This window comes from Salinisphaera sp. T31B1 (assembly GCF_040361275.1).
Lineage (GTDB): Bacteria > Pseudomonadota > Gammaproteobacteria > Nevskiales > Salinisphaeraceae > Salinisphaera.
The window spans coordinates 318,868-345,245 of the sequence record NZ_APNH01000001.1 but is presented as its reverse complement, the minus strand read 5'-3'; the positions used below and the strand labels follow the sequence as shown (position 1 = coordinate 345,245).

Sequence of the window (26,378 nt, the reverse complement as noted above, 5' to 3'; positions counted from 1 at the left end):
CGTGGAGCGGCTGGCAGGCTGGATCGCCACCACCGCCATGGCGCTGTCGGCGCTGTGCTTCGGGGGCTTTCTGTTGATGGTGATCGCCCAGGTGGGCTATCGCTATCTCGGAATATCGATGGTCTTCAGCGAGGACGCGGCGCGGTTGTTCAATATCTATGCGCTGTTTCTCGGCCTGGTGATGATCGTGCATGCCGGCGGCGATGTGCGTATCGACCTGATCGATCGCTACCTCGCTCCCGAAGGCGCGGCTCGCCGCGGGCTGGCCGTGTTCTATGCCCTGGTCCAGGTCCTGCTGCTGGCCGCAATCTGCTACGGCTCGTATGAGCTGATGCGCTCGAACTGGGGCTGGACGCTGCCGGCGATCAGCTTCCTGCACCAGGGCCATATCTATATGGCGCCGTTCATCGGCAGCGCGCTGTCGCTGCTGGTTCTCGCGCTGCGGCTGCCCGCGCGCCTGTCGGGCAGAGCGCGATCGGCCGAAGGAGACATGCGATGAGCTCGGCGATCGTTCTGATCGGCCTGATCGTGCTGCTGATTGTCGGGGTATCCGCGGCGTTCGCACTGGGCATGGCGGGGCTGGGTTATTTCGCCTTCACCCGCGGGCTGGACGGCATTCCCTACGAGATCATCACCCAGCGTCTGGTCGGCACCATCGACTCGTTCACGCTGCTGGCGATTCCGTTGTTCCTGTTCGTCGGCCACATGATGAACGAATCGGGTGCGACCACCCGCGTGTTCCGGTTCGCCAACGTGCTGGTCGGCCACTGGCGGGGCGGGCTCGCCCAGGTGAACGTGCTTGCCTCGATGCTGTTCGCGGGCATGTCCGGCTCCGGCACGGCAGACGCGGCTGGTCTGGGTGCGATCGAACTCAAGGCCATGCGCGAGGCCGGCTACGACGACGACACCTCGATCGGCGTAACCGTCGGCAGTGCGCTGATCGGCCCGATCATCCCGCCATCGATCGCCGCGATCCTGTATGCGGTGCTCGCCGAGGTCTCGCCGGCCGACGTGCTGCTGGCCGGCGCGATCCCGGGCGTGCTGATGGCGGTGAGCCTGATGATCCTGGTCGCACTGCTGGCCAAGCGTCGGGGCCTGCCATCCTCGCCGTTCCCGGGCATGGGCGAACTCTGGCGTACGTTCGTGGCGGCGATCTGGTCGCTGCTGACGCCCTTCATTCTCATCGGCGGCATCATGGCCGGCGTGTTCACGGCCACCGAATCGGGTGCGATCGCTGCGCTCTGGGCCACGCTGGTGGCGGTGTTCATCCATCGCAGCGTGAACCTGAAGGGCCTGCTCGGCGTGTTGCGCCGTTCGGCCTACGATTCGGCAGTGATCATGTTCATTCTCGCCTGTTCGGGGCTGTTCGCCTGGATTCTGACGCGCGCGCGGCTGCCGCAGACCATCGCCGACGGCATTCTGGGGGTGACGGCCGATCCGACGATCGTCATGGTGATGATGGCCGCGTTTCTGATCGTGGTCGGTTGCTTCATGGCCGTGGCCGTGTCGATCAATATCCTGACCCCGATTCTGGTGCCCATCGCCGTGACCATCGGCATGGACCCGGTGCATTTCGGCATCGTGATGATCATGATCCTGGTGATCGGCGAGGCCACGCCGCCGTTCGGCATGGTGCTGTTCGTGATGACCCGGATCGCCGGGGTGCCGTTCGATCGGGTCGTGCGGGCGAGTCTGCCGTTTCTCGCGGCGATCGCGTTGGTCATCCTGCTGGTGGCCATATTCCCGGCGCTGGCGCTATGGTTGCCGCAGCACGTGGGTTAGCACCGACGAATCTGTAGAATCGCTGTCCCATACACCATGAGGCGCGCCCGCCGGGCGCGCCCGGGGCAAGACCCATGGCAGCCGACAGCGGCCAAGCAACACAGCCGGAAGCGATCGCGGCGGTGATCGCGACGCTCGAACCCGTGCTGGGCACACGGGTGACCACGAACGGCGCGGTGTGCGAACAGCACGGCCACGACGAATCCTGGCATCATCCCGCTGCCCCGGATGCGGTGTGTTTTCCCGAAACCACGGACGAGGTCGCCGCGATCGTGCAGGCCTGTAGCCGCCATCGCGTACCGGTGCTGGCCTACGGCGTGGGTACCTCGATCGAGGGCCAGATCATCGCCGAACGCGGTGGTATCTGCGTGGATATGTCGCGCATGAACGCGATCCGTGCGGTACGCGCACAGGATATGGACGCCACCGTGGAGGCGGGCGTGACCCGGAACCGGCTCAACGCGCATTTGCGCGATACCGGGCTGTTCTTCTCCGTGGACCCGGGGGCCGATGCCTCGCTCGGCGGCATGGCCTCGACCCGGGCCAGCGGCACCAACACCGTGCGCTACGGCACGATGGCCGACAACGTCCGCTCGCTGACCGCGGTCATGCCCGACGGCTCGATCGTGCGGACGGGCGCACGAGCGAAGAAATCGGCTGCCGGCTACGACCTGACCCATTTGCTGATCGGCGCCGAAGGCACGCTCGGCATCATCACCGAGCTGGTGGTCCGGCTGCACGGCCTGCCGGAAGCGGTGAGCGCGGCGACGGTGGTCTTCGAGGACGTCGCCGACGCGGTCGATGCGGTCATCGCCTCGATCCAGTACGGCCTGCCCATGGCGCGTATCGAGTTACTCGACGGACTGTCCATGCATGCGGTCAACCGTCATAGTGGGTTGGCGCATCCGGAAAAGCCGACGTTGTTCCTGGAGTTCCACGGCACCCGGGCCGGCGTGGCCGAACAGGCCACGATCATGGGCGAGCTATGTGCCGAATTCGGCGGCAGCGATTTCGCCTGGGCGACCCGCGAGGAGGATCGCAGCGCGCTATGGGCGGCTCGGCACTCGGCTGCCTATGCAGCCAAGCAGCTACGCCCGGGCAAGGAATTTCATGCCACCGATATCTGTGTGCCGATCTCGCGGCTGGCCGAATCCATTGAGGCCGCGCGGGCAGACGTGGTCGAGCTGGGCCTGACCGCACCGCTGTTCGGGCATGTCGGCGACGGCAATTTCCATCTCGTGGTCGTGGTGGATCGCCACGATGCCGCCGAGATCGACGCGCTGGAAACGCTCAACGAGCGCCTGATCGCGCGCGCGCTCGCGGCCGAGGGCACCTGCACGGGTGAGCACGGCATCGGGCTGGGCAAGCGGGCCTACATGCGTGCCGAGCACGGCGACGCCGGCCTGGCGGTGATGCGCGCGATCAAGGCCGCGCTGGACCCGCACGGCATCATGAACCCGGGCAAGCTGATCTAGGTCCTGTTGCCGTTTCATGCGAGCGCCGCGTTGGAGACCGCAAATCGTGTTCTGCAAGGCGCGAGTCGCCGGTCGTGGCGTGCCACGATCAAGACTTGCAACGCCGCAGGGCGCCCTGGGCCGATTTTTCATGGGCGGCCCAACCCTTCGAGACAAGCGCCCGACAAACAACGACACGACGGCAATCCAGCGTTGTAGCGCGCTGGTGCAGAATGACTGCGCGGCGCGCGCTACGCCTTGTCTTGCCGCAAAACAGCCCTTGGCACGGACTCGCATGAAACGGCAACAGGACCTAGGCCCGTACGCGCTCTGCGCTGTGTCGGCCTGATGCGGCCGGATCGATATCTTCGCTGACCACACGGTTGCGGCCGGCGGCCTTGGCCCGATAGAGCCGCTTGTCGGCCTGGGCGAACAGGCTGCGCAGATCGCGGGCGTCGTGGCCGTATCGGGCCACGCCGATGCTCAGCGTGAGCTGTCGCACATCGTGGTCGTGGAGCCACGGGGTGGCGGCCAGGCGTTCGCGCAACGACTCCGCCCTGGCGGGGGCATTGGCAGCGTCGTCGCCGGTCAGCAGAATGCCGAATTCCTCGCCGCCGATACGACAGACATGGCGTGTATCGCTGGCCGCTCCGCGTACGATCGCGGCCACGAACCGCAACGCCCGGTCGCCGGCCACGTGGCCGTGGTCGTCGTTGATGCGCTTGAATTCGTCGATATCGGCAATCAGCAGCGCAACCGGCGGGCCGTTACGCTGTGCACGGTGAATCGCCGTCTGAAACAGGTGGTGAAAGCGTGCCCGGTTACCCAGGCCGGTGAGCGGGTCGGTATAAGCCAGATCGCGCAGCCGTGTGTCCTGGCGTTCGCGCCCGATCTCGTAGACCTGGGAGAAGCCGATGACCGCCGCCGCGCACAGCAGCACGTTGGCCAGCGAGTTGATATTGATCAGCGCGCTGGCCTCGCCGTAGCGGGCGAAGAACAGCGCGGCCGAAGCCGCCAGCACCGCCAGCCCGATAGCCAGACCCAGCCAGCGGCCGAGCAGCAGGTGGGTCAGCAAAGGCACCATCAGTACCCAGCAGAACACGCTCGGATCGGTCACCGGTGAGACCAGCGCGCATAGCATGACCGCGAAGAACGGCAGCAAGAATGCGAGCGTGACGGCCGTCAGGCGGGCGGTGCGCCGCGCAACCGGGATCAGCAGCAGCGCATAGCCGGTGACGAGCGCCTCGATCGCGGCCAGGCGGTAGTCGTATAAACGCAGATTGAGCCAGACGAACAACGGCCCGAAGCCGGCGGTCAGCGCCAGCAGCATCAACAGCACATTGCGCCGATAGGTGGCGCCGAGGCCGACCTCATCGAACCGTCTGGATGGCCCCAAGACTGGCGTCCCCCGAACTGGCGAGTGCCACACGCCATGCCGATCGGACGGCGGCGGGCGGCGGTCGATATGGGCTCGGAGTATAACGATTTGCATCCGGCGTCGCCGTTGGCGGCGCGTTCGGCGTCTGCGATGTCTTTATCGATCACCCGCTTCGCAGTTCGGACCGCCGATGCGCTGGGGAACACGTTTTCGTGCAGCATCGCGCGGTCGCGCGGCGGTATGGCCGGCGGCCGGCCGCGCCGGCCCGAGTAACGAACCGGTCGGGTATGAGGTCAGCCATCGGCCGGCGCGCGCGCCGGCCGGGACCTGGCATGCCCGCCGGTGCCGGCCGCCGAACGAGTCCGTTGCCCTGACAGAACGCGCAGGTCGATGCGCTGATACGGGCCCGGGCAGCCGGGCGGTGGGCGCGATATCATCGCCGCCGATTGTATGAGAGGCCTGTGATGTCGAAATTGACGATTCGTGCCGCCGAGCCCGCGGATGTGCCCCAGATTCTGGCATTCGTGCGCGAGCTGGCGATCTATGAAAAAGCGCTCGACGAGGTCGTGGCGACCGAGGCCATGCTGGAGACGTCGTTGTTCGGCCCCGGCTCGACCGTCGATGCCGTATTGTGCGAGCGCGACGGTCGGGCGATCGGTTTTGCCGTGTATTTTTTCAACTACTCGACCTGGCTGGGCCGCAACGGGCTGTATCTCGAGGATCTGTTCGTGCAGCCGGCCGCGCGGGGCGAGGGCGCGGGTCGCGCCCTGCTGGTGCACCTGGCACGGATGGCCGTCGATCGCGGCTGCGGGCGTTTCGAATGGAGCGTGCTCGACTGGAACCGGCCGGCGATCGATTTCTACGAGTCGCTCGGCGCGGTCGCCCAGTCGGAATGGATCGGCTATCGCCTCGAGGGCCCGGCCTTACGGCGATTGGCCGAGACCGCGTCGCCGGCCTAGGGCCCGCCATCGGCGTGCCGATCAGTCCGCGCATCCGGCAGCGATCAGCGCATGTGCGGCCTGGCGGCCGGAACGCCAGGCTCCCTCGATACGGCCGCCGGCCAGCCAGTCGCCGGCCAGTGCCCAGCGCTGCTGCGGATCGGCCACACAGCCGGTGTCCGCTGCAGGCGCACCGTCGCCCGGACGTGCATAGCGCCAGCGATGGCGGTGCACGGGCCGGACATCGGTTGTCGCCAGGCCGGTGATCGCGGCGAATTCGGCGATCAGGGCGGCCTGCACGCAGGTCGGGTCGTCTTCGAGATGGGCCTGGCTGTATGCCGGGCCGGCGTGCAGTGTCCAAAAATGAGGCCGCTCCCGGTCACGCTGGGCCTTGTGGCTGTTGTCGGCACACCAGGCCAGCGCGCCGCCCTTGACGAACAGGCCGTGGAATTGCAACGCGCCGGGCGTCTCGACGATCAACGACTGACACGGCGCCAGCGCGGTGTCTGCCTGTGCCAGCGCCGGGATCGAACGGGCGGCGTCGCCCAGCAGGTCGGCGGCCTGGGGGGCGGGTACGGTCACCACCAGCGCATCGGCGATGCGGGCGGTGGCCTCGTCGTGGCAGTGCACCTGCCAGCCGTCGGGCCCGCGAACCAACGACTTCACACGCGTATTGCAGGTCGCGTGCACGCCGGTACGCGCCAGCCGGCCGGCCAGCCACGGGTTCAGGCCATTGACGCCGATCAGGCGCTCGCGCTCATCGGGCGAGGCGCTCATCTGCCAGCCGGTTTCGGTCTGCTCGGCCAGGCCGATCCTGGGCTGCCAGGCGCACAGCACGCCGGCGCGACGATCTGCGGCCAATGCCGCCCGGAAGGCCGGATCGCGGGCGGTGAAATAATGGGCGCCATAGTCGAACCAGCCGCCGTCGCAGGCTTCGGGCAGGCTGCGGGTGGCACAGCGGCCCCCCGGTTTGTCGGCCTTGTCCAACAGCATGACCTGCCAGCCGGCCTCGACAAAGCGTTCGGTGGCGGCGATGCCGGCCATGCCGGCGCCGACCACGATCACGCGCGGGCCAGGGGTGGATTTCATGGGTTCTCCAGGCGCCGTGCACGGGCGTTAAAAAGCGGTATCATGCAGTCCATTGTGCTCGATATATTGCGGTCCAGAGTCCATTGATGCATCGAATCCAGCCGTTGCTGTGGTCAGTGTTGCTGTTGACCGCAGCGCAGGCGCTTGCGGCGCCGTCCAAGTCGGAGCGCTACCCGATCGACGACGGACTGGCGGCCACCGTGATCGGTACGCCGGCAGACTACCGGGCGGATGACCTGCCGGACGATCTGCCGTTTCAGATCCGCACACTCAAACCCCTGGTCGAGCGCGAAACGCCGCCGACGCTGCGCTATGCGCGGCCGTTGCAGTATCTGCTCGTGACCCAGGACGGTCCGGCTCCGCTGGCGTTCGCGATTGCCGGCACCGGCTCCAGCGCCTTGTCGAGCAAGTGCGTGCTGCTATCGCGCGTGCTCTACGCCGAGGGCTACAGCGTGGCTTGCCTGCCCTCGCCCACGAGCGTGACCTTTATGCTCGGCGCGGCCGAGTATCCGGTGCCGGGCCGCATGTCGACGGATGTCGCCGATCTGTACCGGATGATGGCCGCGATCGACGATGAAGTGGCCGCCAAGCATTCGATCACCGGCCATGCCCTGACCGGCTGGAGTCTGGGCGCGACTCAGGCCGCCTTCATCGCCGCTCGCGATGCCCAGCAGCATCGCTTCGATTTCCAGCGCGTGATGCTGCTCAACCCGGCGGTCGATGTCTGGGCGTCGGTCCAACGCATGGATCGGCTGCTGGCCGACAATCTCGATGGCGGCATCGACGGCATTCCGGCGTTCGTCGCGCGCGGTCTGGGCGGACTGCGCCAGATCTATTCCAACGGCGATCCGCTGCGATTCAACGAGGATTTCCTCTATCGCGCCTATATGGCTCAGTCACCCGATCGTTCGGATATCGCCGCCATCGTTGGCCTGGCGTTTCGGCTGTCGCTGGCGAACATGGCATTTGCCGCGGACGTGATCACGCGGTCGGACGTGATCGTGCCCAAGACCGTGCGTCTGGGGCCTTACGACTCGCTCGATCCGTATATTCAGCGTTCGTTTCGCGTGTCGTTCACCGATTACATCAACGAACTGCTGGTGCCGTACTGGAACCGCGACGGCCGCCACGTACCGCGTGACGAGCTGATCGCCGAAGCCAATCTGCACCGCATTCGCGATTTTCTGGCCGCCAGCCCCGACATCGCCGTGTTCACCAATGAAGACGACCCGATCCTGAGCGATGACGAGGTCGCCTTCCTGCGCCAGACCTTCGGCGAGCGCGCACATATCCGTCAGCGGGGCGGACATATGGGCAATCTCGCCTACCGCGACGTGGTTCAATCGATACAGGAATTCTCCGCGCCATGAATGGGTTGGCCTTGATACTCGCGCGCCAGCGCGCCGCGTTCGTCGTCACGGCATGTCTGCTGCTGGGCGCTTGTGCGACCACGCCGCCGCCGCAGACCATCGATCCGGAAACCCCGGCCGAGGTGCCGGTGGCCCAGACTACGGCCAACCCGCTGGCGATCTACGATCCGCTGGAAGGGCTCAACCGGCGAATCTATCGCTTCAACGCGCTGGCCGATCGCTACCTGCTGATGCCGGTGGTCCAGACCTATCGCAAGGTGACCCCCGGTTTCGCCCGGGCCGGCGTGCAGAATTTCTTTTCCAACCTCGGCGAGATCAACACTTTCGCCAACAGCGTGCTGCAGGCCAAGCCGACCAGTTCGGCGGTGACGCTGTCGCGGTTCGTGATCAACACCACCGTGGGCCTGGCCGGCTTGTGGGATCCGGCCACGAAGATCGGGCTGGATCAGCGCAACGAGGACTTCGGCCAGACGCTCGGCTACTACGGAGTGGGTGCGGGGCCGTATCTCGTGCTGCCGTTCTTCGGGCCGTCGTCGCTGCGCGATACCGTGGGCCTGGTCGGTGACCAGGGGCTGTTCTACGTGATCGATCCGTTGCAGCTGCAGGACAACGACGCCGCTCGCTGGGCTTATCTGACGATGTACACCATCAACAAGCGCGATACGGTCAATTTCCGTTATTACCAGACCGGCTCGCCGTTCGAGTACACGCTGGTGCGCCTGGTCTATATGAACTACCGCGCGCTGCAGGTCGAACAGTAACGCAGCGCCAACGCGCCGAGTCGGTTCGCCCGGCCGTCCGTCGGGACGCGCGATTGTCTTGCGGAGGCGCGATCGGGCGAATCGTATGCCAGGCTTCGACGGTCTCGCGCCGAGAGCGTGCCGACGGGCGGATCACGCCCGGCCGGCTACGTCTGCCGGGGGCGCGGGTCCGGTCCGCTGTTGGCGGCTGCCTCGGCCGGATACGCCGGGCCGATGCGTCCGCTAGAGCCAGTTCTTGTACTTGAAATAGGCATACGGGGCGATTCCGGCGAGCACCATCGCCACCAGTGCGATCGGGTAGCCGTAGGTCAGCGCCAGCTCCGGCATATGCTGGAAATTCATGCCATAGATGCTGGCGATCAGTGTCGGTGGCAGGAACACCACGGCCGCGATCGAGAAGATCTTGATGATCTGGTTCTGCTCGATGTTGATGAAGCCCTGCGTCGAGTCCATGAGGAAGTTGATCTTATCGAACAGGAACGCGATATGACTCATCAGCGTATCCAGATCGTGCAGGATCTCGCGGGCGGTATCGCGCACCGGCGAGCGGGCCGGCAAATGCCGTAGCAGAAACGAGATCGAGCGCTGCGTGTCCATCAGGCACAGGCGGATCTTGCCGTTGGAATCCTCGAGCTTGGCGAGTCGGTCGATCGCATCCTCGAGATCCGCCTCTTCGTCCTCGAGCACGAGATGGCTGACCTGTTCCAGCTTGAAGTGGATATCCTCGACCGTATCGGCCAGATTTTCCACCTTCTGCTCGAAGATCGTGGCGAGCAGGGCGGCGGGCGAGTCGGCCTCCACCTGGTGACGCCGGGCGCGCATGCGCAGCAGGCGGAAATCCGCAAGATCGCCTTCGCGAAAGGTGATCAGGCGATCGTGCTGGAGGATGAAGGCGACGGTATCCGTGTCGTGCCGGCCTTCGCTCTGGGACAGAAACAGCGAGTGCACGTGAATCCCGTCGGCGTCGACGAAATAGCGGGCCGAGGATTCGATTTCCTCGACGTCATCGCTTTCGGGCAGTTCGTCGGACAGAAACCGTCCGAGGATCTCGCGTTCGTCGGTGGTGGGGTCCTGGGCGTCGATCCAGCTGGCCGCAGCCAGACGCGCGGCCTGATCCGCCGGTTCCGGCGTGCTGCGTTCGACGATGGTCTGGCCTGATATTTCGAAGGTCCGAAGCATTGCGTAAGGCGTATCCCTGAAGAGTGAGGCGGACGTCGCGCCGGTCAGCCGGCGCTCTGCCGTGCGGTGTCTTGCCCGATCTCACGGGCGGCCTGACGTAGCCAGCGCAGGGGCTCGGCCCGGGCCGCTTCGACGCTGCCGGCCCGTTCGACCAGCGTATGGCATGCCGCGAAATGGGTCTGCAGTTCGGCGCGGGCCTCGTCGGCGATCCCGCCGGAGACCAGCCACGTCGGCGTCGGCGCAGCCGCACGCGCGATCGCCAGAGGCAGCTTGCCGGAGAGCGTCTGTGCGTCCGAACGGCCCTCGCCGGTGATCACCAGGTCGGCCTCGGCGAGGCGCGGGCGCAGGCCGGTCAGGTCCATCAGCGCATTCGCTCCCGGAGCCAGCTCGGCCCCCAGTACCGCCAACGCGAAACCCAGCCCGCCGGCCGCACCACTGCCGGCCGCGTAGATATTCCCACGCGGGCCGCATTCGGTGGCCAGGCCCTCGAAAGCAGCTTCCACCGCCTGTATCTGGGAATCGGTCAAGCCCTTCTGGGGGCCGTAGATCCGGCTGGCACCCTGTTCGCCGAGCAGCGGGTTGTCCACGTCGCACAGGGCGGTCAGCCGGGTCTCGGCCAGCCGCCGGTCCAGGCCCGACAGGTCCAGACGTGCCAGGGCCAGCAGGCCGTCCATGGTGGGCGCCACGGCCTGGCCACTGTCGTCGTGTGCGGTTGCCCCGAGTGCGGTCAACAGGCCGAGACCAGCGTCGTTGCAGGCGCTGCCGCCCAGACCGATGGCGATATCGCGGCAGCCGGCGTCGAGGGCGCCGATCACCAGCTCGCCGAGGGCGCGGCTGCCGCGCGCGGCCAGCGCGGGGGCGTCGACGCTGGCCTCGATCAGCGGAAGGCCGAGCACCGTGGCCGATTCGAGGATCGCGCGGTCATTTTCAGTGCGATACCAGGGCGCATCCATCGACTGGCCGTGGATGGCGGTCAGCCGGGTTGTCTGCCAGGCGCCCGCGACGGCGGCGGCGACACAATCCAGCGTGCCTTCACCGCCATCGGCCATCGGCGCCAGCCGCAGGCGAGCGGTCGGTAGCGATTGTTGCAGCCCTTCGCCGAGCGCATGAGCAACTTCCAGCGCGGATGCGCTGCCCTTGAAGCTGTCGGGAGCGAGCACGATTCGCAGGCTCATATGAGGCCTTGCGCGGCCGGTGCAAAAAGAATGTCGATAGTTGCGGGCATGGCGGGCCGTTGGTTCGGTGATCGATCGCGACGTGGCGCTCGCAGCCCCGGCATGCATGCCGAAGGCGAGCGGCCGCCCGCGTCAATGATAGCGCTTTGGCGCCTGCATGCGCCGCCCAGTGTCGTTCGTCGATCTGCAGACATGAAGCCGCAGTGCAGACGGGCACGGCGGCCGGATGTTTCCGAGCCGGTAGGTAGTCGGCAGGCCAAGGCGGGGAGGCTGTCCGATATAAAAGTGAGCGTTCGTCGTGCGCTACGAACATCTCGCCGGACAGACGGTTCGATCAGACGCTCGGCCACAGGTTAAAAATAGAACTCAATTCCGCAAACTGACAATTAACGGCACTGAGGTTCGTTATCTCCGACTTTGGTCGTTTTTTGTGGTCAAAGCTTCCCAAAACCGTCTGTTTATGACGTAATAAGGCATAGCGACACGGCCCAAAACTGACGCACAGCGTCATATTGCGGTTAAGTGGTTGTAACTGGAGAGAATCGGAAAAGGCACGGTTTCTGCTTCCTGGTCATGAGGAGTGTCGGCTTGGATCGCAACGAGCCTTGCGGACATGGCGCGTAGATAAAGGCTGAGCGTGCGCCCTCGGCCCAGCTAGACGAGGGGGAGACGATGTTTGCAGCGATGGATTGTAACGATCGACAACGCGAACTTGGCAGCGTACTCGAGTGTCATCTGGAACTGGTCAAGCGTATTGCCTGGCGTTTGCACAGACGATTACCACACAGTGTGGATATCGAAGATCTGATCCAGGCGGGCGTGGTCGGCCTGATCGAGGCACACATGCGCTATCAGTCGGAGGCCGACGCCAGTTTCGCCACGTTCGCGGGCATTCGTATCCGCGGCGCGATGCTCGACGAGATTCGCCGGGGCGACTGGACACCGCGTTCCCTGCATCGCTCGGCGCGGGCCATGATGGAGGCGCGCCAGAGCGTCGAGCAGCGCACTCATGGAGCCGCGACCAGCCAGATGGTGGCCAGCGAGCTGGGTATGGATCTGGGCGACTACCGGCGCCTGTGCGACGACATCGGCTTGTCACAGATTACCAGTCTGGAGGCAACGCTTGCCGACAAGCCCGGACTGGATATCAGCGCCAACGATTCGGTGATGCCCGAGGAGGCGGTCACGTACCAGGATATGTGCCGCGCCGTCATGGAGGCAGCCCGCACGTTGCCCGAACGGGAACAGACGTTGTTGCATCTGTATTACGAGGCTGACGAGAACCTGCGTCAGATCGCCGAACGCATGGGCGTCTCGGAGTCCCGGGTATGTCAGCTGCATGGCCGAGCGATTCGCCAGATCCGCAGCCGGGTCGGCCAGGCGGCATGAAGTAGAGAACGTGCGGCGACGGCTCCGACCGCTTGGTCGGGCCGGGCGCGCGCGTTAATCTGGCCGTTCATCCGGTGTCGATTGGCCTGCCATGTATTATTTCGCCTACGGATCCAACATGCTCACGGCCCGGCTGGCCGAGCGGGTCCCTGCAGTACGCCCGGCCGGCCCGGCCTGGCTGACACATCACCAGCTGCATTTCCATCTGCGTGGCAGCGATGGGTCCGGCAAGTGCAATGTGCTGCACACGGGCCAGGCGGACGACATCGTCCACGGGGTGTTGTTCGAGCTGGATGCCGCGCGCCTGACGCGGCTGCACGCAGCCGAGGGTCCGCCGTATGCGTTCCTCGAGCTCGACGTCGGCACCGCCGAGGGCCCGTGTCGTGCGGCAATCTATCGCGGCAAGCCTGCGTATCTGGATGACACGCTCGTGCCCTATGACTGGTATTGCGCCTTCGTCGTCGGCGGCGCGCGCGAGCACGGCCTGCCGGCAGACTATGTCGAAACACTTGCAGCGGTAGCCAGTCATAGCGATCCGGACCCGCTGCGTGCCCGACGCAACGCGCGCACGCTCGCACATCGGCCGACCAATGTTCACCATGAACCGCTCGCCGAAAGCGACCGTGGCCGGTCGGCTTGTCGTGACCGCGTCAACGACCCTCAGTAGCTGCCGGTCAGCCGCGCCAGACGGCCCGGCGCGCGTCGGCCGCCGGCGGTCAGTTCGGCGATGGCACGGTTGAGATGACCAATCGCCTGGACCAGCCCATCCTGGCGATGTGCGGCCGTGGCCCGGGCATAATCGTGGCGGCGTTCCAGGAAGCGGGTGAGTGTGGCGGCTGACAGCCGGTGCAGCGGCGTGCTTTCGCCGACGCCCATATCCTGGATCGCCCGTGCGTTGAGCCGCTGTTCGACTGCATCCTCGGGCAGGGCGAGCACGGGCTTGCCGAGATGGATGGCTTCGGACAGCAGCTGGTTGCCGGCCGTGCAGATCACCGCGCGGGCGGCCGCCAGGTCGTCGATGAAGCCCTGGCCGGCGGGCGCCTTGAAATGCAGGTTGGCAGACAGCCCGCGCCGGCGCGTGCCGTAGACCACCACGCTTTCGCCGCATCCGCGCAGGGCGCTGTCCAGTGCCGCGGTGTACTGGTGATCGCCCTTGTTGAGATAGACCAGCACATCACGCCCATCATAGGCATGCGCTGCGCGTACGCCGTCGCGCAGGATCGCACCGACCACCCGGATACGTGCATGGCGCGGTCGGACCGGATAGAAGCTCGAGACCAGTACCCGGTCCGGGTCGCCCATGAACGCACGATAGCCGAGCCCGTCGCGCAGGCCGGCCAGTCGATCGCCGTCGGCGAAACGGCAGTGGCAATACGCCATGATCCCGACATGATCGAAGCCGATTCTGGGAATGCCGTAGTGACGGGCAAAACGGTGGCCATAGGTTTCCGAATCGCTGATCACCAGATCGGGCTGAAATCGGGCGAGGGCCGCCCAGACGCGCCGCGTTTCGGGGCCGGCGGCGAGCAGATCCGCCACACGTCCGGCGTTTGCGATCAGGGTGCGGGGCGCAGAGATACGACCGCCGCGGCCGTACCGATACCCGATGACCGGGATTTCGTGACTGTCGTGTTCGCGGGCCAGCACATCGTGTGCGTCACGGCCGGCGAATACACGCACGGTATGTCGGGCTTCCAGTGCCGGCAGTACGGCGGCGGTCCGCATGGCATGGCCGCGGCCATAGCCCATGACGGTGTAGGCGATTCGCATGGCGATTCGGACGTTCGACTCTCGGCGCGAGCCTAGTGGCCGCACATGACGGGATCGTGACGACTACACCGGCATCTGTGCTTCGAACTCCACGAGCAGTTCTTCGCGGCACAGCGGCGCGTGCAGTAGCGCAGCGGGTACGCCGGGCAGGCGGGCGGACAGGCGTGCACGGACTGCCGGGGCGTCGGCCGGATCGCGAACATAGGCCTTGATGCATTCGAGGTCGGTCAGCGCATGCGCTCCGATTTGCGGTGCGGCGGCTTTGATGACCGCGGCCAGATTGTTCATCGCCTCGTCGGCCTGGGCGTCGACATCCCCCGGGTGCCGGCTTTCGTGACCGATGATGCTGGCCGTGCCTGAGATCAGTAGATAACGGCTGCTGCCGAGCGTGGCCACGCCGCCGCGGGCGAACGCCGGCGCCCGCAGCCCGTAATCGCGCGGGTATCGGTAGGCGCTGACCTGACGGGGATTTTCGATCGGCTGGACGGCGCGGTCGCCGATCAGCGCATGCATGCGCACGCCGCGGCGGGCGCCGCTGACCAGCGTCGCCGGCGGCAGGACGCGCACCGGGTGGCCGGGGGTATCGAGCGCCTCGGCCCGCCCACGACAGAAGCGCTGATAGCGTTCGTCGTCGCCGTCGCCTTCGGTCACCGACGACAGCCAGTGCCAGATGCGCTGCAGTTCGCTCAGTCCGAGATCGGCCTGAAGTGCGAACAGCGCCCGGTAGCCGTCGTAGGCGGCCTGCTGTATCGCCTCGGGATCGGGGTCGGGGCCGTCGTCGATATGACAGGTGGCCAGGGCGATGCTTCCGCAGCGACGGTAGCGCCAGCCGTGGGCCTGTCCGGATTCGATCTCGGCGGCGTCGAGCTCAAGTGACCAGGCTTCACCCCGAAAATCGCCCTCGATCCATTCCAGGGGGCAGGCAAACCAGTCGTCTCGAGGGTCGTGCGGCACGCTGGCCAGCAGGCTGGAAGCCGCCGGAGCGGCATCGGAATGCCAGCGTACAGCGGGCTGACCGGTCGATACGTCGGGCATGCGATAGACAGTAGCGCGAAGGAATGGCGCCACAGTCTAGCGGCGTGCAGGGACGCCGACCAGTCGCAGCCGGGCCGACGCGTCAGGCGACCCCGCGCCGTCTGGGTCGTACGACGGCCTCGACCACCGCGCCGGCCGCCCGCTCGGCGTCGAGCTCGGGCTCGGTCAGGCTCGTGCAATCGTGGCCGAGTGGCGCATAGCGTGCCGGCTGTGTGGCACGGAACAGGCCGACGACCGGCACGCCGGCGGCGGCGGCCAAGTGCATCGGCCCGCTGTCGGCGGCGACGAATGCCTGCAGGCGGCTCAGCAACGCGGCCAGTACGTCGAGCTCGGCGATGGCCACGCTGGCCGCGCCGGGCAGCGCGCTGTCGGTCTGGCCGGGCGGGCATATTTGAAGCAGACGCGCGCCGGGCAGTCGGGTCTGGAGTGCGTTCTGCCAACGATGCCACCAGTCGGCCGGCATCTGTTTGCGCCCGGTCGCGGCGGTGAAAAACCCCACGACCGGCGTGGTCTCGTCCCCGAGTGCGCGCCGCCAGTGACGCGAGGCCTCGGCCTGGGCCCGCTCGTCGGGGAATACCGCAAGCGTGTCCAGGCGCTGGAAGTCGGTGCCGGTAACGCTGTCCAGCAGCAGCTCGACGCCCTGTTCGGCCTGATGACGACTGCGCGGCCGGGGTGCGGCGTGGGTCAGTCGCAGCCACTGGCTGCGGCCGGCGAAGCCCATACGCTGACGCGCGCCGCTCAGCGCCACGGCCAGCCGGTTGCTGGTGGAGTTGCCGCTCGGGTCGATGGCCAGATCGTAGTGCTGTGCCCGCAGCGTGCGCAGTTGGCCGAGCAGACCCCACAGGCCGCGCTGCTGTACCCAGATACGCCCGACACCCGGCAGGCTTTCGAGCAGCGCCGCCTGACGCGCATCCTGGATGAGCACATCGATACGAGCCGTCGGCAGCCCGGCGGCGAGCGTGCGCAGCATCGGGGTCAGAAACAGGATATTGCCCAGCCGCTTGTTCAGGCGCACCACCAGGATGCGGCGGGTGCCGGTAGCCAGAGGCCGGCGCCTGGGCGTCGGCGTGCCGGTCAGGCGTGTCAGCAGGTCGTTGAGACGGCGGCGGTTGTTGCGACGCCAGCGTTTGATCCGCGCCGCCCACCCGGTCGCGTTCACCGTGCTGTGCTTGTCTGGCATGCCACTGTCGTTTACCCCGAGATTCGCCTGCGAATGATGCCTCATGCGGGCTCGCAACCGAATCAGCACGAGATCAAAGATTCGTTACCGTCGGCGGGCAGGCCGGCGGTGGTCCGCCGCTCGGAGGCTAGGCGCGTGCCAGACGCAGCTCGATCCGCGTGCCTTCGTCGGGGCGGCTGGCCAGCCGGATCCGCCAGCCGTAGCGGTCGGCCACGCGCTTGACCAGATACAGGCCCAGGCCCAGGCCCGCCCCGGGCCCGGCGCGATAGCCGCGGTCGAAAGCGCAGCGCAGCTGTTCGCTGGTCATGCCCTGGCCGCTGTCAGCGACCGTGAGCAGGCCATGCGCGAGCGTGATCCGGACATCCTCGCCGCCGTGGCGGATGGCGTTGCGCAGCAGATTGCCCAGCACGATGATCAATGCGATACGGGGCGCGGCGATCTCGCAGTGCTCGAGGGCGGCGATTTCCACGGTCTTGGCGCCGAGCATCGGCCGATAGGCATCGACCACATCGGTGATCACGCTCTCGGCGTCGCAGCTGGCATCGCGGGAGTGGATCTCCTGAGCCTCGTCGCGGGCGAGGAACAGCAACGCCTCGATGAGATCGGCCATCTGGCGGGCGGCGCGTTCGATACGCACCATGGGCCCGCTCGTGGCGATGCGCTCGTCCTGTTGCAATACTTCGATCGCGCCCTGGATCACTGCCAGCGGCGTGCGCAACTCGTGGCTGGCATCGGCGGTGAAGCTGCGCTCGCGCTCGACGAAGCCGTCCAGTCGCGTCATGAAGCGGTCGAAGGCACGGGCGATCGTGCCCACCTCGTAGCGGTCGAACCGGTCGGCCAGCGGCTGGGTGGCATCGCCCGGCCGGAGGTTGCCGACATGATCGGCCAGCGAGTTGATCGGCTTGAGGCTGATACGCGCGATCCAGATACCCAGCGGGACGGCCAGCGCCAGCACGATGAAGGCGGCGGTGACGAGCACGATCTTGAACATCGACTCGCGCGCTTCGAACGCGGTGATGTCGTAGGCCACGAATGCGCGCTTGTCGCCGATCGAGCCGGTGGCGACCCGGTAGGTGCGGTTGGAAAACGCGATATTGATGCCGTGTTCGCTCAGCGGCAGACCGCGCAGCGGCCGAGGCAGCGTATCCACTTCGTCGGGGCCGACCACGAACGCCACGATCGTGGCCGAATTCGGCAATGCAGCATCGCCTTCATGCGGATACTCGGCGATAAGTTCGTCCATCTCGTGGGCGATGATGCCGTTGAGCAGGTCGGATTCGAGCCGTTCGTTGATGGCGAACAGCGCCAGTACCATCAGCGTGCAGACCACGGCCACGAACAGTGCCAGGGCGGCGGTGACCCGGAACTGCAGGCTGTCCAGCGGCCGGCTGAACAGCTGAGCGATGCGTCGTCTAGCCGGCATTCGGGTCGATCAGGCGATAACCCATGGTCGGTACGGTCTGTAGCAGCGCCGCATCGAACGGCTTGTCGATTGCCGAACGCAGGGCGTGAATATGTGTGCGCAGCGCTTCCGAATCCGGTGGGTGATCGCCCCAGATGGCGGCTTCCAGCTCGGCACGACGCACCAGCCTGGGCGAGGCGCGCATCAGCACGTCGAGCAGGCGCAACGCAGTCGGTGTGAGCGAGATACGGGTGCCGGCCCGCTCGGCCTGCCAGGTATCCAGGTTCAGGGCCAGATCCGAGACCTTGAGCACGTGCTGGCTGCGTCGCGGACCGCGGCTGCCCAGGGCGTCCAGGCGCGCGTCGAGTTCCAGCAGCGAGAAGGGCTTGATCAGATAATCGTCGGCTCCCGAGGAGAACCCGGCGAGCTTGTCGTCGATCGTGTCACGCGCGGTGAGCATCAGGATCGGCGTCTGCTTGTCGGCTTCGCCGCGCAGCCGGGCGCAGACGTCCAGGCCGTCGATGCCCGGCAGCATCAGATCGAGCACGATGGCATCGTAGTCGTTGACCACGGCCAGATGCAGCCCGGTCACGCCGTCGGTGGCGTTGTCCATGACATGCCCCTTGGCCGACAGGAATTCGATGATGTTGGCGGCGAGGTCTTCGTTGTCTTCGATGACAAGTATTCGCATGGACCGGTCCGGCTGCATTTGTCGCTATCTTAATCAATAACGCATGCCAACGTGATAACGATTACGAACGTGATCGGCGATGCGCCGGTCCACGACGGGCTGGTCTAGACTGGGTGTCAAGGCCGGGGGAGCCAACCATGAATCGCACCAAGCCAGCACAGACCGTCGGCCACCACCGTCGACGCGTGATCTTCACGGATCTGGATGCGACGCTGCTCGATCATCACGACTACGGATGGGGCGCCGCGGCGCCTGCCCTGGCCGAGCTGGGCCGGCGCAACGTGCCGGTCTGTCTGGTGACGAGCAAGACGGCCGCCGAAGTCGCCGCGCTGCGTATCGCTTTGGATAACGGCCACCCGTTCGCCGTGGAGAACGGCGGCGCGGTCGCCGTGCCCGAAGGATATTTCGACGGCGCGGTGTGCGACGCCCGCACGCCGGTCGAGCTCACGACCCTCGGGGCCGGGCATGACGAACTACGCGCGCTGGCCCGGCGGTTGCGCGCCGCATACGGGTTTCGGTTCACCGGCTTCGGCGACATGGATACCGCGGCGGTTGCCCGGGCCACCGGCCTCGACGCGGCCGCCGCCGAGCGCGCGCGCAGGCGCGAAGCCTCCGAGCCGTTGTTATGGCAGGACAGTGCCGACGCGCTCGATCATTTCACGGCACGGGTCGCCGAAGCGGGTTATGCGGTCCGCGTCGGCGGTCGCTTCGTCCACGTGCTGGGCCATGCCGACAAGGGCGGCGCGCTGGCGTGGCTGCGTGCCCGCTATGCCGCCGTTCACGGCTCGATTCTTGCTATAGCGTTGGGAGACAGCGGCAACGATGCCGACATGCTGGCCGCCGCCGATATCGGCTACTGGGTGGCCCGCCCCGATGGCAGCTACTACGCACCGGCCGGCGGACCCATTCGGCATGCACCGGGTATCGGTCCGGCCGGCTGGGCCGCGGCCATCGATGCGCTGATCGAGGGCGAAGAACTACCAGAGGACGTACATGGCTGACTTTCACCAGAACGGGCTGATCACCACCTTGCATCGGCTGGGCAGCCGTCCGATCGATGCGCTCGAGGCCGAACTGCGGCGATTTTCCAGACGGCGGCCCATGTCGCTGATCCTGCCGTGTCTGTATTCGGAGCTGGAAGGCGATGCGTTGCCGGCGATCGTCGACGAGCTGTCGCGGGTCGATTATCTGGCCGAGATCATCATCGGTCTGGATGCCGCCAACGCCGACCAGTTCGCCCACGCCCACGCGTTTTTCGAACGCCTGGGCCAGCCGCATCGCCTGCTCTGGAACGACGGGCCGCGCCTGCAGGGCCTCTACGACCGGCTCGATGCCGAAGGCCTGGCGCCGGAGCGGCCCGGCAAGGGCGCCAATGTGTGGAACTGCATGGGCTATTTCCTGGCCTCGGGCACGGGCCGGGTCATGGCCATGCACGACTGCGATATCAAGACCTACGATCGTGACCTGCTGGCGCGGCTGTTCTATCCGATGGTGCATCCGAACTTTACCTACAAGTTCGCCAAGGGCTACTACGCCCGCGTGGCCGGGGGCCATATCAACGGGCGGGTCGTGCGGCTGTTCGTCACCCCGTTGCTGCGGGCGCTGATGACCGTGGTCGGGGATATGGAGTACCTGCGCTATATGGACAGCTTCCGCTACCCGCTGTCCGGCGAATGTGCGATGAGCGCAAGCGTGGCCGAAGCCATCCGGATCCCGAGCGACTGGGGCCTGGAGGTCGGCATCCTGGCCGAGGTGCATCGCAACTACACGCCGAACGCGATCTGCCAGGTCGATATCGCCGACTACTACGATCACAAGCACCAGCCGGTCTCCGATCACGAGGCCGACGCGGGGCTGGCCAAGATGAGCAGCGATATCGCCAAGGCCTTGTATCGCAAGCTGGCCACCTACGGTGTCGTGCTTACCCCCGAAACGATACGCACGATCAAGGCGGTCTATCTGCGCAACGCGCTCGACAGCGTCGAACGGTTTTATTTCGATGCCCAGATCAACGGCCTGGACTACGACCGCCACAAGGAGGAAAAGACCGTCGAGGTGTTCGTCGAGGCGATCATCAAGGCCGGCGAGCAATATCTGGCCAATCCCATGGAAGTGCCCTTCATGCCGACCTGGAACCGGGTGCGCGCCGCGTTCCCGGAATTTCTCGACGATTTCCATGCCGCGGTCGAGGCCGACCACGCCGAGGCTTGCGCCGGCCAACGCTGAGCGCCGAACGCGGCGGTAAGCCTGAACGCAGGGCATACGTCGCGTGCGCGGAACCGGGCGGTCTGGTCGTGGCTAGGCCACTGTTGTAAAAGGACCTGGAGGGTGTGTTCAGGCAGCGGTACGGCGGACGTGCTATCAAGCGTGCCTTTCACCCGGCCGATCCGTCTACCGTATGCCGAGAGTTCGCGATCATGCGATCGACCCCGTCGAGCGTATCGACAACGTGCGCGGCGCGCCGTGGATGATCGGTGCGATCCGGCGTCAGCTGGATCGGGGCTTTGGCTGGCTGCGCTTCGAGCCGGCGCTGGAGCGCGAATTCGTGCGCTATCTGAACCGCAGCGCGCGCAACAATCGCATGGCGCTGCTCGCAATCGGCGCCCTGACCCTATTGATTGCTCCCGTACTCGATCGGTTGCTGTTCAATCTGCCCACCGACGCGATGACCGCGGTTCGGCTGGTTCAATATGTCGGCATGATCCCGGTGCTGCTCGGGGCGCTCGCCTGGTGCTGGTGGCGTCCGTTGGCACAGGCCACCGAACTGGTGATGGCCGGCCAGTTCGTGTGTATCAGCCTGGGTCTGATCGCCACGCGCGTGTTGCTCAACCGGCACGGCGTGGATTTTCCGATCGAGTTCATCAGCGTGAGCTTTATCGGACTGGTCGCGCTCGGGCGTATCCGTGCCTGGGTGATGATTCCCACCGGCGCCGCTCTGGCGGTCGGCGTGCTGCTGGCCGAAACCCTGCTCGTCCAGCCGCAGCGACCGGCCTATTATCATATGGCCGCGGCCGGCACGCTCGCGCTGCTGGCCGGTTATATCCAGTACGCGTCCGAGCATTTTCTGCGCGGCTCGTGGCTGGATCGGCGCCTGCTGCAGCTCGTCTCCCGTCGCGACGGGCTGACCGGCCTGTTCAATCGCACCGCGCTGGAGAGTGCGCTGACGGTCGGCCATGCCCATGCCGTTCGAGAAGGCGTCGGCTACGGTCTGGCGATGATCGATATCGACGAATTCGGCTCTTACAACAATGCCTACGGGCACCCCGTGGGCGATCGTTCGCTGCGCGAGGTGGCCCAGATGATCGAGTCGTACGCGCGACGGCCGCTGGATGTCTGCGGGCGCTATGGCGGCGAGGAGTTCACCGTTCTGTGGATCGACAACGATCCCGCCCGCCTAGCCGAGCATGCCGATAACCTGCGTTCGGCGATCCAGGCATTGCATATCCCCCACAAGCGTGCGGCCGCGTCTGCCTGGCTGACCGTGAGCATCGGCATGTGCTACGTCAGCGCGCCGGAACCCGACGATTCGCTCTCCGCGGTGTTGGCCACCGCCGATCGGCTGCTGTTCGAGGCCAAGCGCGGCGGGCGAAATCAGGTCGTCAACGGGGTATACAAGACACTCTCTAAACCGGCCTGACCCGCGCTCGGCGGCCGGCTCAGCTGCTGATCCAGGCGACTTCGAAAGGCGCGAGCGTGATCGAACGCGTAGCACCGGCGATGTCGGTGCCGGCGGTGACGTTGCGCCGAACGCGGGCCTCGGGCAATACGTGGGCCGGCACCGGTACCGGTTCGGCGGTGACGTTGTGCAGGGCCAGCAGCGTCTGTCCCTCGGCTCGGCGCTGAACGGCGAACAGCGACGGGCCCAGGTCGATGATCTGCTGGGCGGCGTCAGGGTGAAACGCCGGCTGGCGTGCACGTACGGCCAGCAGCCGTTTGAGACGAAAGAATACGCGGGCGTGATGTCCGTCGGCCTCCAGCCGATGGCCGAGTTCGCCGACGTCCCAGCGACGACGGTTGATAGTGCGATAACGCCCGGTCTGCTCGACCCCGGTCAGGTCGTTGCGAGTGCCTACCAGGCTGTGGAAATACAGCGCCGGAATGCCGGCCAACGCCATGGCGATCGCCTGGCTGCAGATGAATCGGGCGATATGGGCGTCGCTGTCGTAATCCTCTCCGGTGCCGAACAGATCGTAGTACGAGATATTCAGTTCGTATGGCTTGTGCGTGCCGTCGGCGATGGCGCGTGTGGACACGAAGCCGCCGCGCTCGCGTACGGCGTCGACCAGGCGCTGGATCGCCTCGGCGTCCAGGATGGTCTCGACCGCCCGCAGGCCGATGCCGTCGTGGCTGGCGGTGAAGTTGAGAAAATGACAGCCGTCGGGCAGTGCAGGCAGGCTTGCTGCCCAATCGGTCAGATTGGCCGCGCTGCCGCTGATCAGCGCATCGGCGATCAGCGGTGGCAGCGGGAACTGATAGGCCACATGGGCCTCGTCGCCGTCTACCAGATACGAGATATTCTCGGCGTGCGGTACGTTGGTTTCGGTGATCAGCAGCACGCCCGGTGCGTAGCGACTCAGCAGGGCGCGCAGGAACTTGATCAGGCGATGGGTCTGGGGCAGGTGGATACAGGCGGTGCCGAGCTCCTTCCAGAGGAAGGCCACGGCATCCAGGCGCAGCAGGCGCGCGCCACGGGCGACGTATTCAAAGATGATATCGATGAACTCGCACAACACCTCGGGATTGGCGAAGTTCAGGTCGATCTGATCGTCCGAAAAGGTGGCCCACAGATGCCGCGTGCCGCGCGCGGTGGCGACTTCGGCCAGCAACGGGGTGCTGCGAGGCCGAACCACCGCGCGCAGGTCGGTGTTCGGGTCGACCTCGATGAAATAGTGGCGGCCCGGATCGACGTCGCCCAGATAGTTGGCGAACCATTGACCCTTGCGCGAGGCGTGGTTGAGCACGAGGTCGAACATGAGCGGGTGTTCGGCGCCGAGCGCGGTCACGTCGGCCCAACTGCCCAGATCGCGGTTGACCGCGCGATAGTCCATCACCGAAAACCCGTCGTCGGAGCTTTCCGGATAGAACGGCAGGATATGCACCGCGGCAATGGTATGCGCCAGGTGATCGGCCATGAACCGACCGAGCGTATGCAGCGGCGCCTCTCCCGGCCGCTGCACGATATCGCCGTAGGTGATCATCACGTTGAACGAGGCATCGATATCGGTGCTCGCCTCGAGCGGCAGTCCGTGTCGGTGGGCCGCTTCGACTGCCGTGTCGATACAGTGCTCGGCCCCGGCCTGGCCGTAGAGTGGTTCCAGCCAGTCGACCAGGGCGTCGTGCGAGGCCGGCGATGCATTATGCGCTTGGGTATCGGGCATGAATTGAGCGATACAAAAGATGTGCCAGCATGCATTATGACGGCGCCGGCTCTATCATGAACTCACAGTGGTCGGCGGGCCGCGGCACGGTGGGAGCAGCCATGAACGTGGGTTTTTTTCGGCGGGCAGGCGCGATCACTCGTCGAATGGCGGATGCCGGCCAACACGGTTCGCCTAGCTCGTGATCGTACGTACGCTGATCGTCGGGTTGCTGGTGCTGGCCGCTCTGGCGGTTGGTGCGCCGGCACTCACCGGACTCTATCTGGCGCGTGAGTTCGACCAGTCGGTGGCTCGTCTCCAGCGTCCCGGGCTGCTGGAGGTGGTCTCGTCGCGACTGACACGCGGCTGGTTCACGTCCGATGCCACGATACGGGTGGCCCTGTCCGGGCCCTTGTGCGCCGGCCCGCCGTGTCCGAGCGTGACGCTGACCAGTCGTATTCATCACGGGCCCATTGCCTTCAACGCGCCGATCGAGCCGGGCCATGGGCTGACCCCCAGCCTGGGCGTAGTCGAAACCCGGCTCGATCTGTCCACGCTCTGGCCGCGGCGAGTCTTCGAGCCTGAATTGCCGCCCGTGGGGCTGATCACGCGCGTGGGTTTCGATGGCCAGGCTCGCACCGCGCTCAAAATGGCCGGCACCCGCACTGAAATCTCTCGTCGCCAGCGTCAGGCGCATCTCGATCTCGATGCCGTGACGGGGAACATCGCCCAGTCGATGACCGGCGGCGTGTCGAGCGTCGACCTGAAGGCGCCGCAGCTGCGATTGCTGGCAGAGCAAGGCGCGCAGTTCGTCTGGCGGGACCTGACGCTGGATCATGCCCCGGCCACGTCTGCAACGGCCGCGGCCACCCGGTTGAATATGGCCGCCCTGACGCTGGCCGACGGTATGGGCAGCGCCGGCCAGATACGCGATCTGCGCATGCGCTGGCAGCCGATGGCCGCCGACGCGCGGCCAGGCTCCGGCCTGAGCGGTCATGCTGAGCTGCATGCGGAAAGCTGGGTTGTCGATGACCTGCGCGGCGGGCCGGTCGCCGTGCAGGCTGATCTGAAGCATATCGATCCGATGGCCGTCCAGAGCCTGGGCGAGGCGCTCGGTAATCTGTACGACGCTCGTGGCCTGATCGTGCCGGAGGTCCGAGCGCGGCTGTATCGTCAGTGGTTGCCTGGCGTGCTGGCCAATCGCGCAGCGCTCGATATCCAGCGGCTGAATGTGGTCACCGAGCGCGGGGTGATCGACGCGCATATGCGTATCGTCGCACCTGAAACCCTGCGCCCCGTGCGTCTGCTGGCCGACGCCGTGTCCCAGTTGAACGTGGATCTGGCGGTATCGCTACCGGTGGCCATCGCACGGGACCTGGCCGTTCAGGTGATGCTCGCCAACGGCCGCTCGCCCTACGACATCGAAGAGACGGATATTGACCGCGCCCTGGGGGAACTCGTCGGCCAGGGTTTGATCGAGCGCCGACCGGACGAGACGGTCTATCGCCTGGCGCTGACCATCGAGGCCGGCCGTCTTCGTCTGAATGGCCGCAATCAGATCGGCTGGCAGAGTCTGGTCGACCAGTTCGAGACCGCCCGGGCGCGCTTATAGGAGCACAGCCGGTAGCGCATGCCCGGGTCGTTCCGCATCTTGCGCGCTACCGATCAAGAACCCGCGATCAGCCTGATTCCCAGGCCCGCCAGCTTATCCTCCCATTCGGCAGAGAGCGGCTTGTCGGTGACGATCACATCCAGTTGATTGAAATCGCAAAGGTTCACGAAAGTGGTCTTGTCGAATTTCGTATGGTCGACCAGTAATATCCGACGGTCGCATTGCTCCAGCATGGCGCGCTTTACCCGCGCCTCGCTCAGCGTTGCCTCGGTAATGCCACGCGATGGGTGAATGCCGCGACAGCTGAAAAAGCAGATGTCTCCATTGAAATGACGTGCGTATTCTTCGGTCAGCGAACCGGTGTACGACATCGAGCGTTTACGCAGTTCGCCGCCGAGCGTCACGATATTGTGAGGCGAATCTGCACACTCGGCAGCGATCCGCGCTGAGTTGGTGGTGATCGTCAAATTGTTGAAGTGATGCGTCGCAGCCAACAGTTCGTATGCCGTCGAGGTGGCATCCAGCATGATGTGGTCGCCATCGCCAATGCATTGGACCGCCAGGCTCGCGATGGTCTGTTTCAGCGACTGGTTGATTGTCTGTCGCTCCTTGTAGGGGAGCTCTTGGCTGTTCTTGCGATCAATGACCGCCCCGCCGTAAGTGCGCTGTAGAAAACCGCGTTGCTCCAGCTTTTCCAAGTCGCGACGCACGGTCTCGGGCGTGACGTTGAACCGTTTGCTTAACGCCGATACATAAAGACGTTTCTCTCGGTAAAGAGAATCCAGGATCTGCTGCTGGCGTTCGAGTGCGAGCATT

At 65.9% G+C, this 26,378-nt stretch carries 23 protein-coding genes; 12 read left to right on the top strand and 11 right to left on the bottom strand.

The genetic code is table 11. From position 1 onward, the window contains the following. Position 1: 1 nt before the first annotated feature. From T31B1_RS01545 to T31B1_RS01535, 3 genes are all read left to right on the top strand, one after another. Positions 2–499, top strand: a complete 498-nt coding sequence (locus T31B1_RS01545; protein ID WP_353247696.1) for a TRAP transporter small permease — start codon at positions 2–4, stop codon at positions 497–499. Beyond that, positions 496–1,782, top strand: coding sequence for a TRAP transporter large permease (locus T31B1_RS01540; RefSeq protein WP_353247695.1), 1,287 nt, complete (start codon positions 496–498; stop codon positions 1,780–1,782). Before T31B1_RS01545 ends, T31B1_RS01540 begins: the two co-directional genes overlap by 4 nt. Before the next feature lie 74 nt (positions 1,783–1,856). Then, positions 1,857–3,257, top strand: coding sequence for an FAD-binding oxidoreductase (locus tag T31B1_RS01535; RefSeq protein WP_353247694.1), 1,401 nt, complete (start codon positions 1,857–1,859; stop codon positions 3,255–3,257). Between the two features lie 292 nt (positions 3,258–3,549). On the opposite strand, the gene T31B1_RS01530 is transcribed toward T31B1_RS01535, so the two are convergent. Then, positions 3,550–4,632: a GGDEF domain-containing protein gene (locus T31B1_RS01530; protein WP_353247693.1), complete on the bottom strand. Its 1,083-nt coding sequence runs from the start codon at positions 4,630–4,632 to the stop codon at positions 3,550–3,552. Between the two features lie 446 nt (positions 4,633–5,078). Here T31B1_RS01530 and T31B1_RS01525 point away from each other — a divergent pair, with 446 nt between their 5' ends. Next, positions 5,079–5,573: a GNAT family N-acetyltransferase gene (locus tag T31B1_RS01525; protein ID WP_502950905.1), complete on the top strand. Its 495-nt coding sequence runs from the start codon at positions 5,079–5,081 to the stop codon at positions 5,571–5,573. 21 nt (positions 5,574–5,594) lie between these two features. Here the strand turns inward: T31B1_RS01525 and T31B1_RS01520 are convergent, their stop codons facing one another. Then, positions 5,595–6,641, bottom strand: coding sequence for an NAD(P)/FAD-dependent oxidoreductase (locus T31B1_RS01520; RefSeq protein WP_353247692.1), 1,047 nt, complete (start codon positions 6,639–6,641; stop codon positions 5,595–5,597). A gap of 86 nt (positions 6,642–6,727) precedes the next feature. Between T31B1_RS01520 and T31B1_RS01515 the strand changes: the two genes are divergently transcribed. After that, positions 6,728–8,011 carry an alpha/beta hydrolase gene (locus tag T31B1_RS01515; RefSeq protein WP_353247691.1) on the top strand — a complete coding sequence of 428 codons (1,284 nt, stop codon included), beginning with the start codon at positions 6,728–6,730 and terminating at the stop codon, positions 8,009–8,011. Further along, complete coding sequence (locus tag T31B1_RS01510; RefSeq protein ID WP_353247690.1) at positions 8,008–8,772, top strand: MlaA family lipoprotein; 765 nt, start codon at positions 8,008–8,010, stop codon at positions 8,770–8,772. The genes T31B1_RS01515 and T31B1_RS01510 overlap by 4 nt, the downstream gene beginning before the upstream one ends. Before the next feature lie 222 nt (positions 8,773–8,994). On the opposite strand, the gene corA is transcribed toward T31B1_RS01510, so the two are convergent. Continuing rightward, positions 8,995–9,951 (bottom strand): magnesium/cobalt transporter CorA, encoded by a 957-nt coding sequence (gene corA, locus T31B1_RS01505; RefSeq protein WP_353247689.1) that lies wholly within the window; start codon positions 9,949–9,951, stop codon positions 8,995–8,997. Between the two features lie 44 nt (positions 9,952–9,995). Continuing rightward, entirely contained in the window at positions 9,996–11,126 is a 1,131-nt protein-coding gene (locus T31B1_RS01500) for a glycerate kinase (protein WP_353247688.1), read from the bottom strand. A gap of 684 nt (positions 11,127–11,810) precedes the next feature. On the opposite strand from T31B1_RS01500, the gene fliA reads away from it, so the two are divergent. Together fliA and T31B1_RS01490 are read left to right on the top strand one after the other, a co-directional pair. Then, positions 11,811–12,515 carry an RNA polymerase sigma factor FliA gene (gene fliA, locus T31B1_RS01495; protein ID WP_353247687.1) on the top strand — a complete coding sequence of 235 codons (705 nt, stop codon included), beginning with the start codon at positions 11,811–11,813 and terminating at the stop codon, positions 12,513–12,515. Between the two features lie 91 nt (positions 12,516–12,606). Continuing rightward, entirely contained in the window at positions 12,607–13,182 is a 576-nt protein-coding gene (locus T31B1_RS01490; protein WP_353247686.1) for a gamma-glutamylcyclotransferase family protein, read from the top strand. Here the strand turns inward: T31B1_RS01490 and T31B1_RS01485 are convergent. From T31B1_RS01485 to T31B1_RS01465, 5 genes are all read right to left on the bottom strand, one after another. Continuing rightward, complete coding sequence (locus tag T31B1_RS01485; protein WP_353247685.1) at positions 13,176–14,285, bottom strand: glycosyltransferase family protein; 1,110 nt, start codon at positions 14,283–14,285, stop codon at positions 13,176–13,178. The two genes, T31B1_RS01490 and T31B1_RS01485, sit on opposite strands and share 7 nt — an antisense overlap. A gap of 63 nt (positions 14,286–14,348) precedes the next feature. Beyond that, positions 14,349–15,320, bottom strand: coding sequence for a chorismate transformation FkbO/Hyg5 family protein (locus T31B1_RS01480; RefSeq protein WP_353247684.1), 972 nt, complete (start codon positions 15,318–15,320; stop codon positions 14,349–14,351). 82 nt (positions 15,321–15,402) lie between these two features. Continuing rightward, positions 15,403–16,500: a glycosyltransferase family 9 protein gene (locus tag T31B1_RS01475; RefSeq protein ID WP_353247683.1), complete on the bottom strand. Its 1,098-nt coding sequence runs from the start codon at positions 16,498–16,500 to the stop codon at positions 15,403–15,405. Positions 16,501–16,627: 127 nt separating this feature from the next. Then, positions 16,628–17,923, bottom strand: coding sequence for a sensor histidine kinase (locus tag T31B1_RS01470; RefSeq protein ID WP_353247682.1), 1,296 nt, complete (start codon positions 17,921–17,923; stop codon positions 16,628–16,630). Continuing rightward, positions 17,913–18,593, bottom strand: a complete 681-nt coding sequence (locus T31B1_RS01465; RefSeq protein ID WP_353247681.1) for a response regulator transcription factor — start codon at positions 18,591–18,593, stop codon at positions 17,913–17,915. Before T31B1_RS01465 ends, T31B1_RS01470 begins: the two co-directional genes overlap by 11 nt. A 137-nt stretch (positions 18,594–18,730) precedes the next feature. Between T31B1_RS01465 and T31B1_RS01460 the strand changes: the two genes are divergently transcribed. The 3 genes from T31B1_RS01460 to T31B1_RS01450 all read left to right on the top strand — a co-directional run bounded on the left by T31B1_RS01460 (position 18,731) and on the right by T31B1_RS01450 (position 22,230). Further along, complete coding sequence (locus tag T31B1_RS01460; RefSeq protein ID WP_353247680.1) at positions 18,731–19,594, top strand: HAD-IIB family hydrolase; 864 nt, start codon at positions 18,731–18,733, stop codon at positions 19,592–19,594. Next, a complete protein-coding gene (locus T31B1_RS01455; protein WP_353247679.1) occupies positions 19,587–20,819 on the top strand; it encodes a glycosyltransferase family protein in 1,233 nt (410 codons plus the stop codon). The genes T31B1_RS01460 and T31B1_RS01455 overlap by 8 nt, the downstream gene beginning before the upstream one ends. A gap of 172 nt (positions 20,820–20,991) precedes the next feature. Continuing rightward, positions 20,992–22,230, top strand: coding sequence for a GGDEF domain-containing protein (locus T31B1_RS01450; protein WP_353247678.1), 1,239 nt, complete (start codon positions 20,992–20,994; stop codon positions 22,228–22,230). 19 nt (positions 22,231–22,249) lie between these two features. On the opposite strand, the gene T31B1_RS01445 is transcribed toward T31B1_RS01450, so the two are convergent. After that, complete coding sequence (locus T31B1_RS01445) at positions 22,250–23,971, bottom strand: sugar phosphorylase (RefSeq protein ID WP_353247677.1); 1,722 nt, start codon at positions 23,969–23,971, stop codon at positions 22,250–22,252. Between the two features lie 181 nt (positions 23,972–24,152). Between T31B1_RS01445 and T31B1_RS01440 the strand changes: the two genes are divergently transcribed. Next, complete coding sequence (locus T31B1_RS01440) at positions 24,153–25,562, top strand: DUF945 family protein (RefSeq protein WP_353247676.1); 1,410 nt, start codon at positions 24,153–24,155, stop codon at positions 25,560–25,562. A 53-nt stretch (positions 25,563–25,615) separates the two neighbouring features. On the opposite strand, the gene T31B1_RS01435 is transcribed toward T31B1_RS01440, so the two are convergent. After that, positions 25,616–26,377, bottom strand: coding sequence for a DeoR/GlpR family DNA-binding transcription regulator (locus T31B1_RS01435; RefSeq protein WP_353247675.1), 762 nt, complete (start codon positions 26,375–26,377; stop codon positions 25,616–25,618). Position 26,378 lies beyond the last annotated feature (1 nt).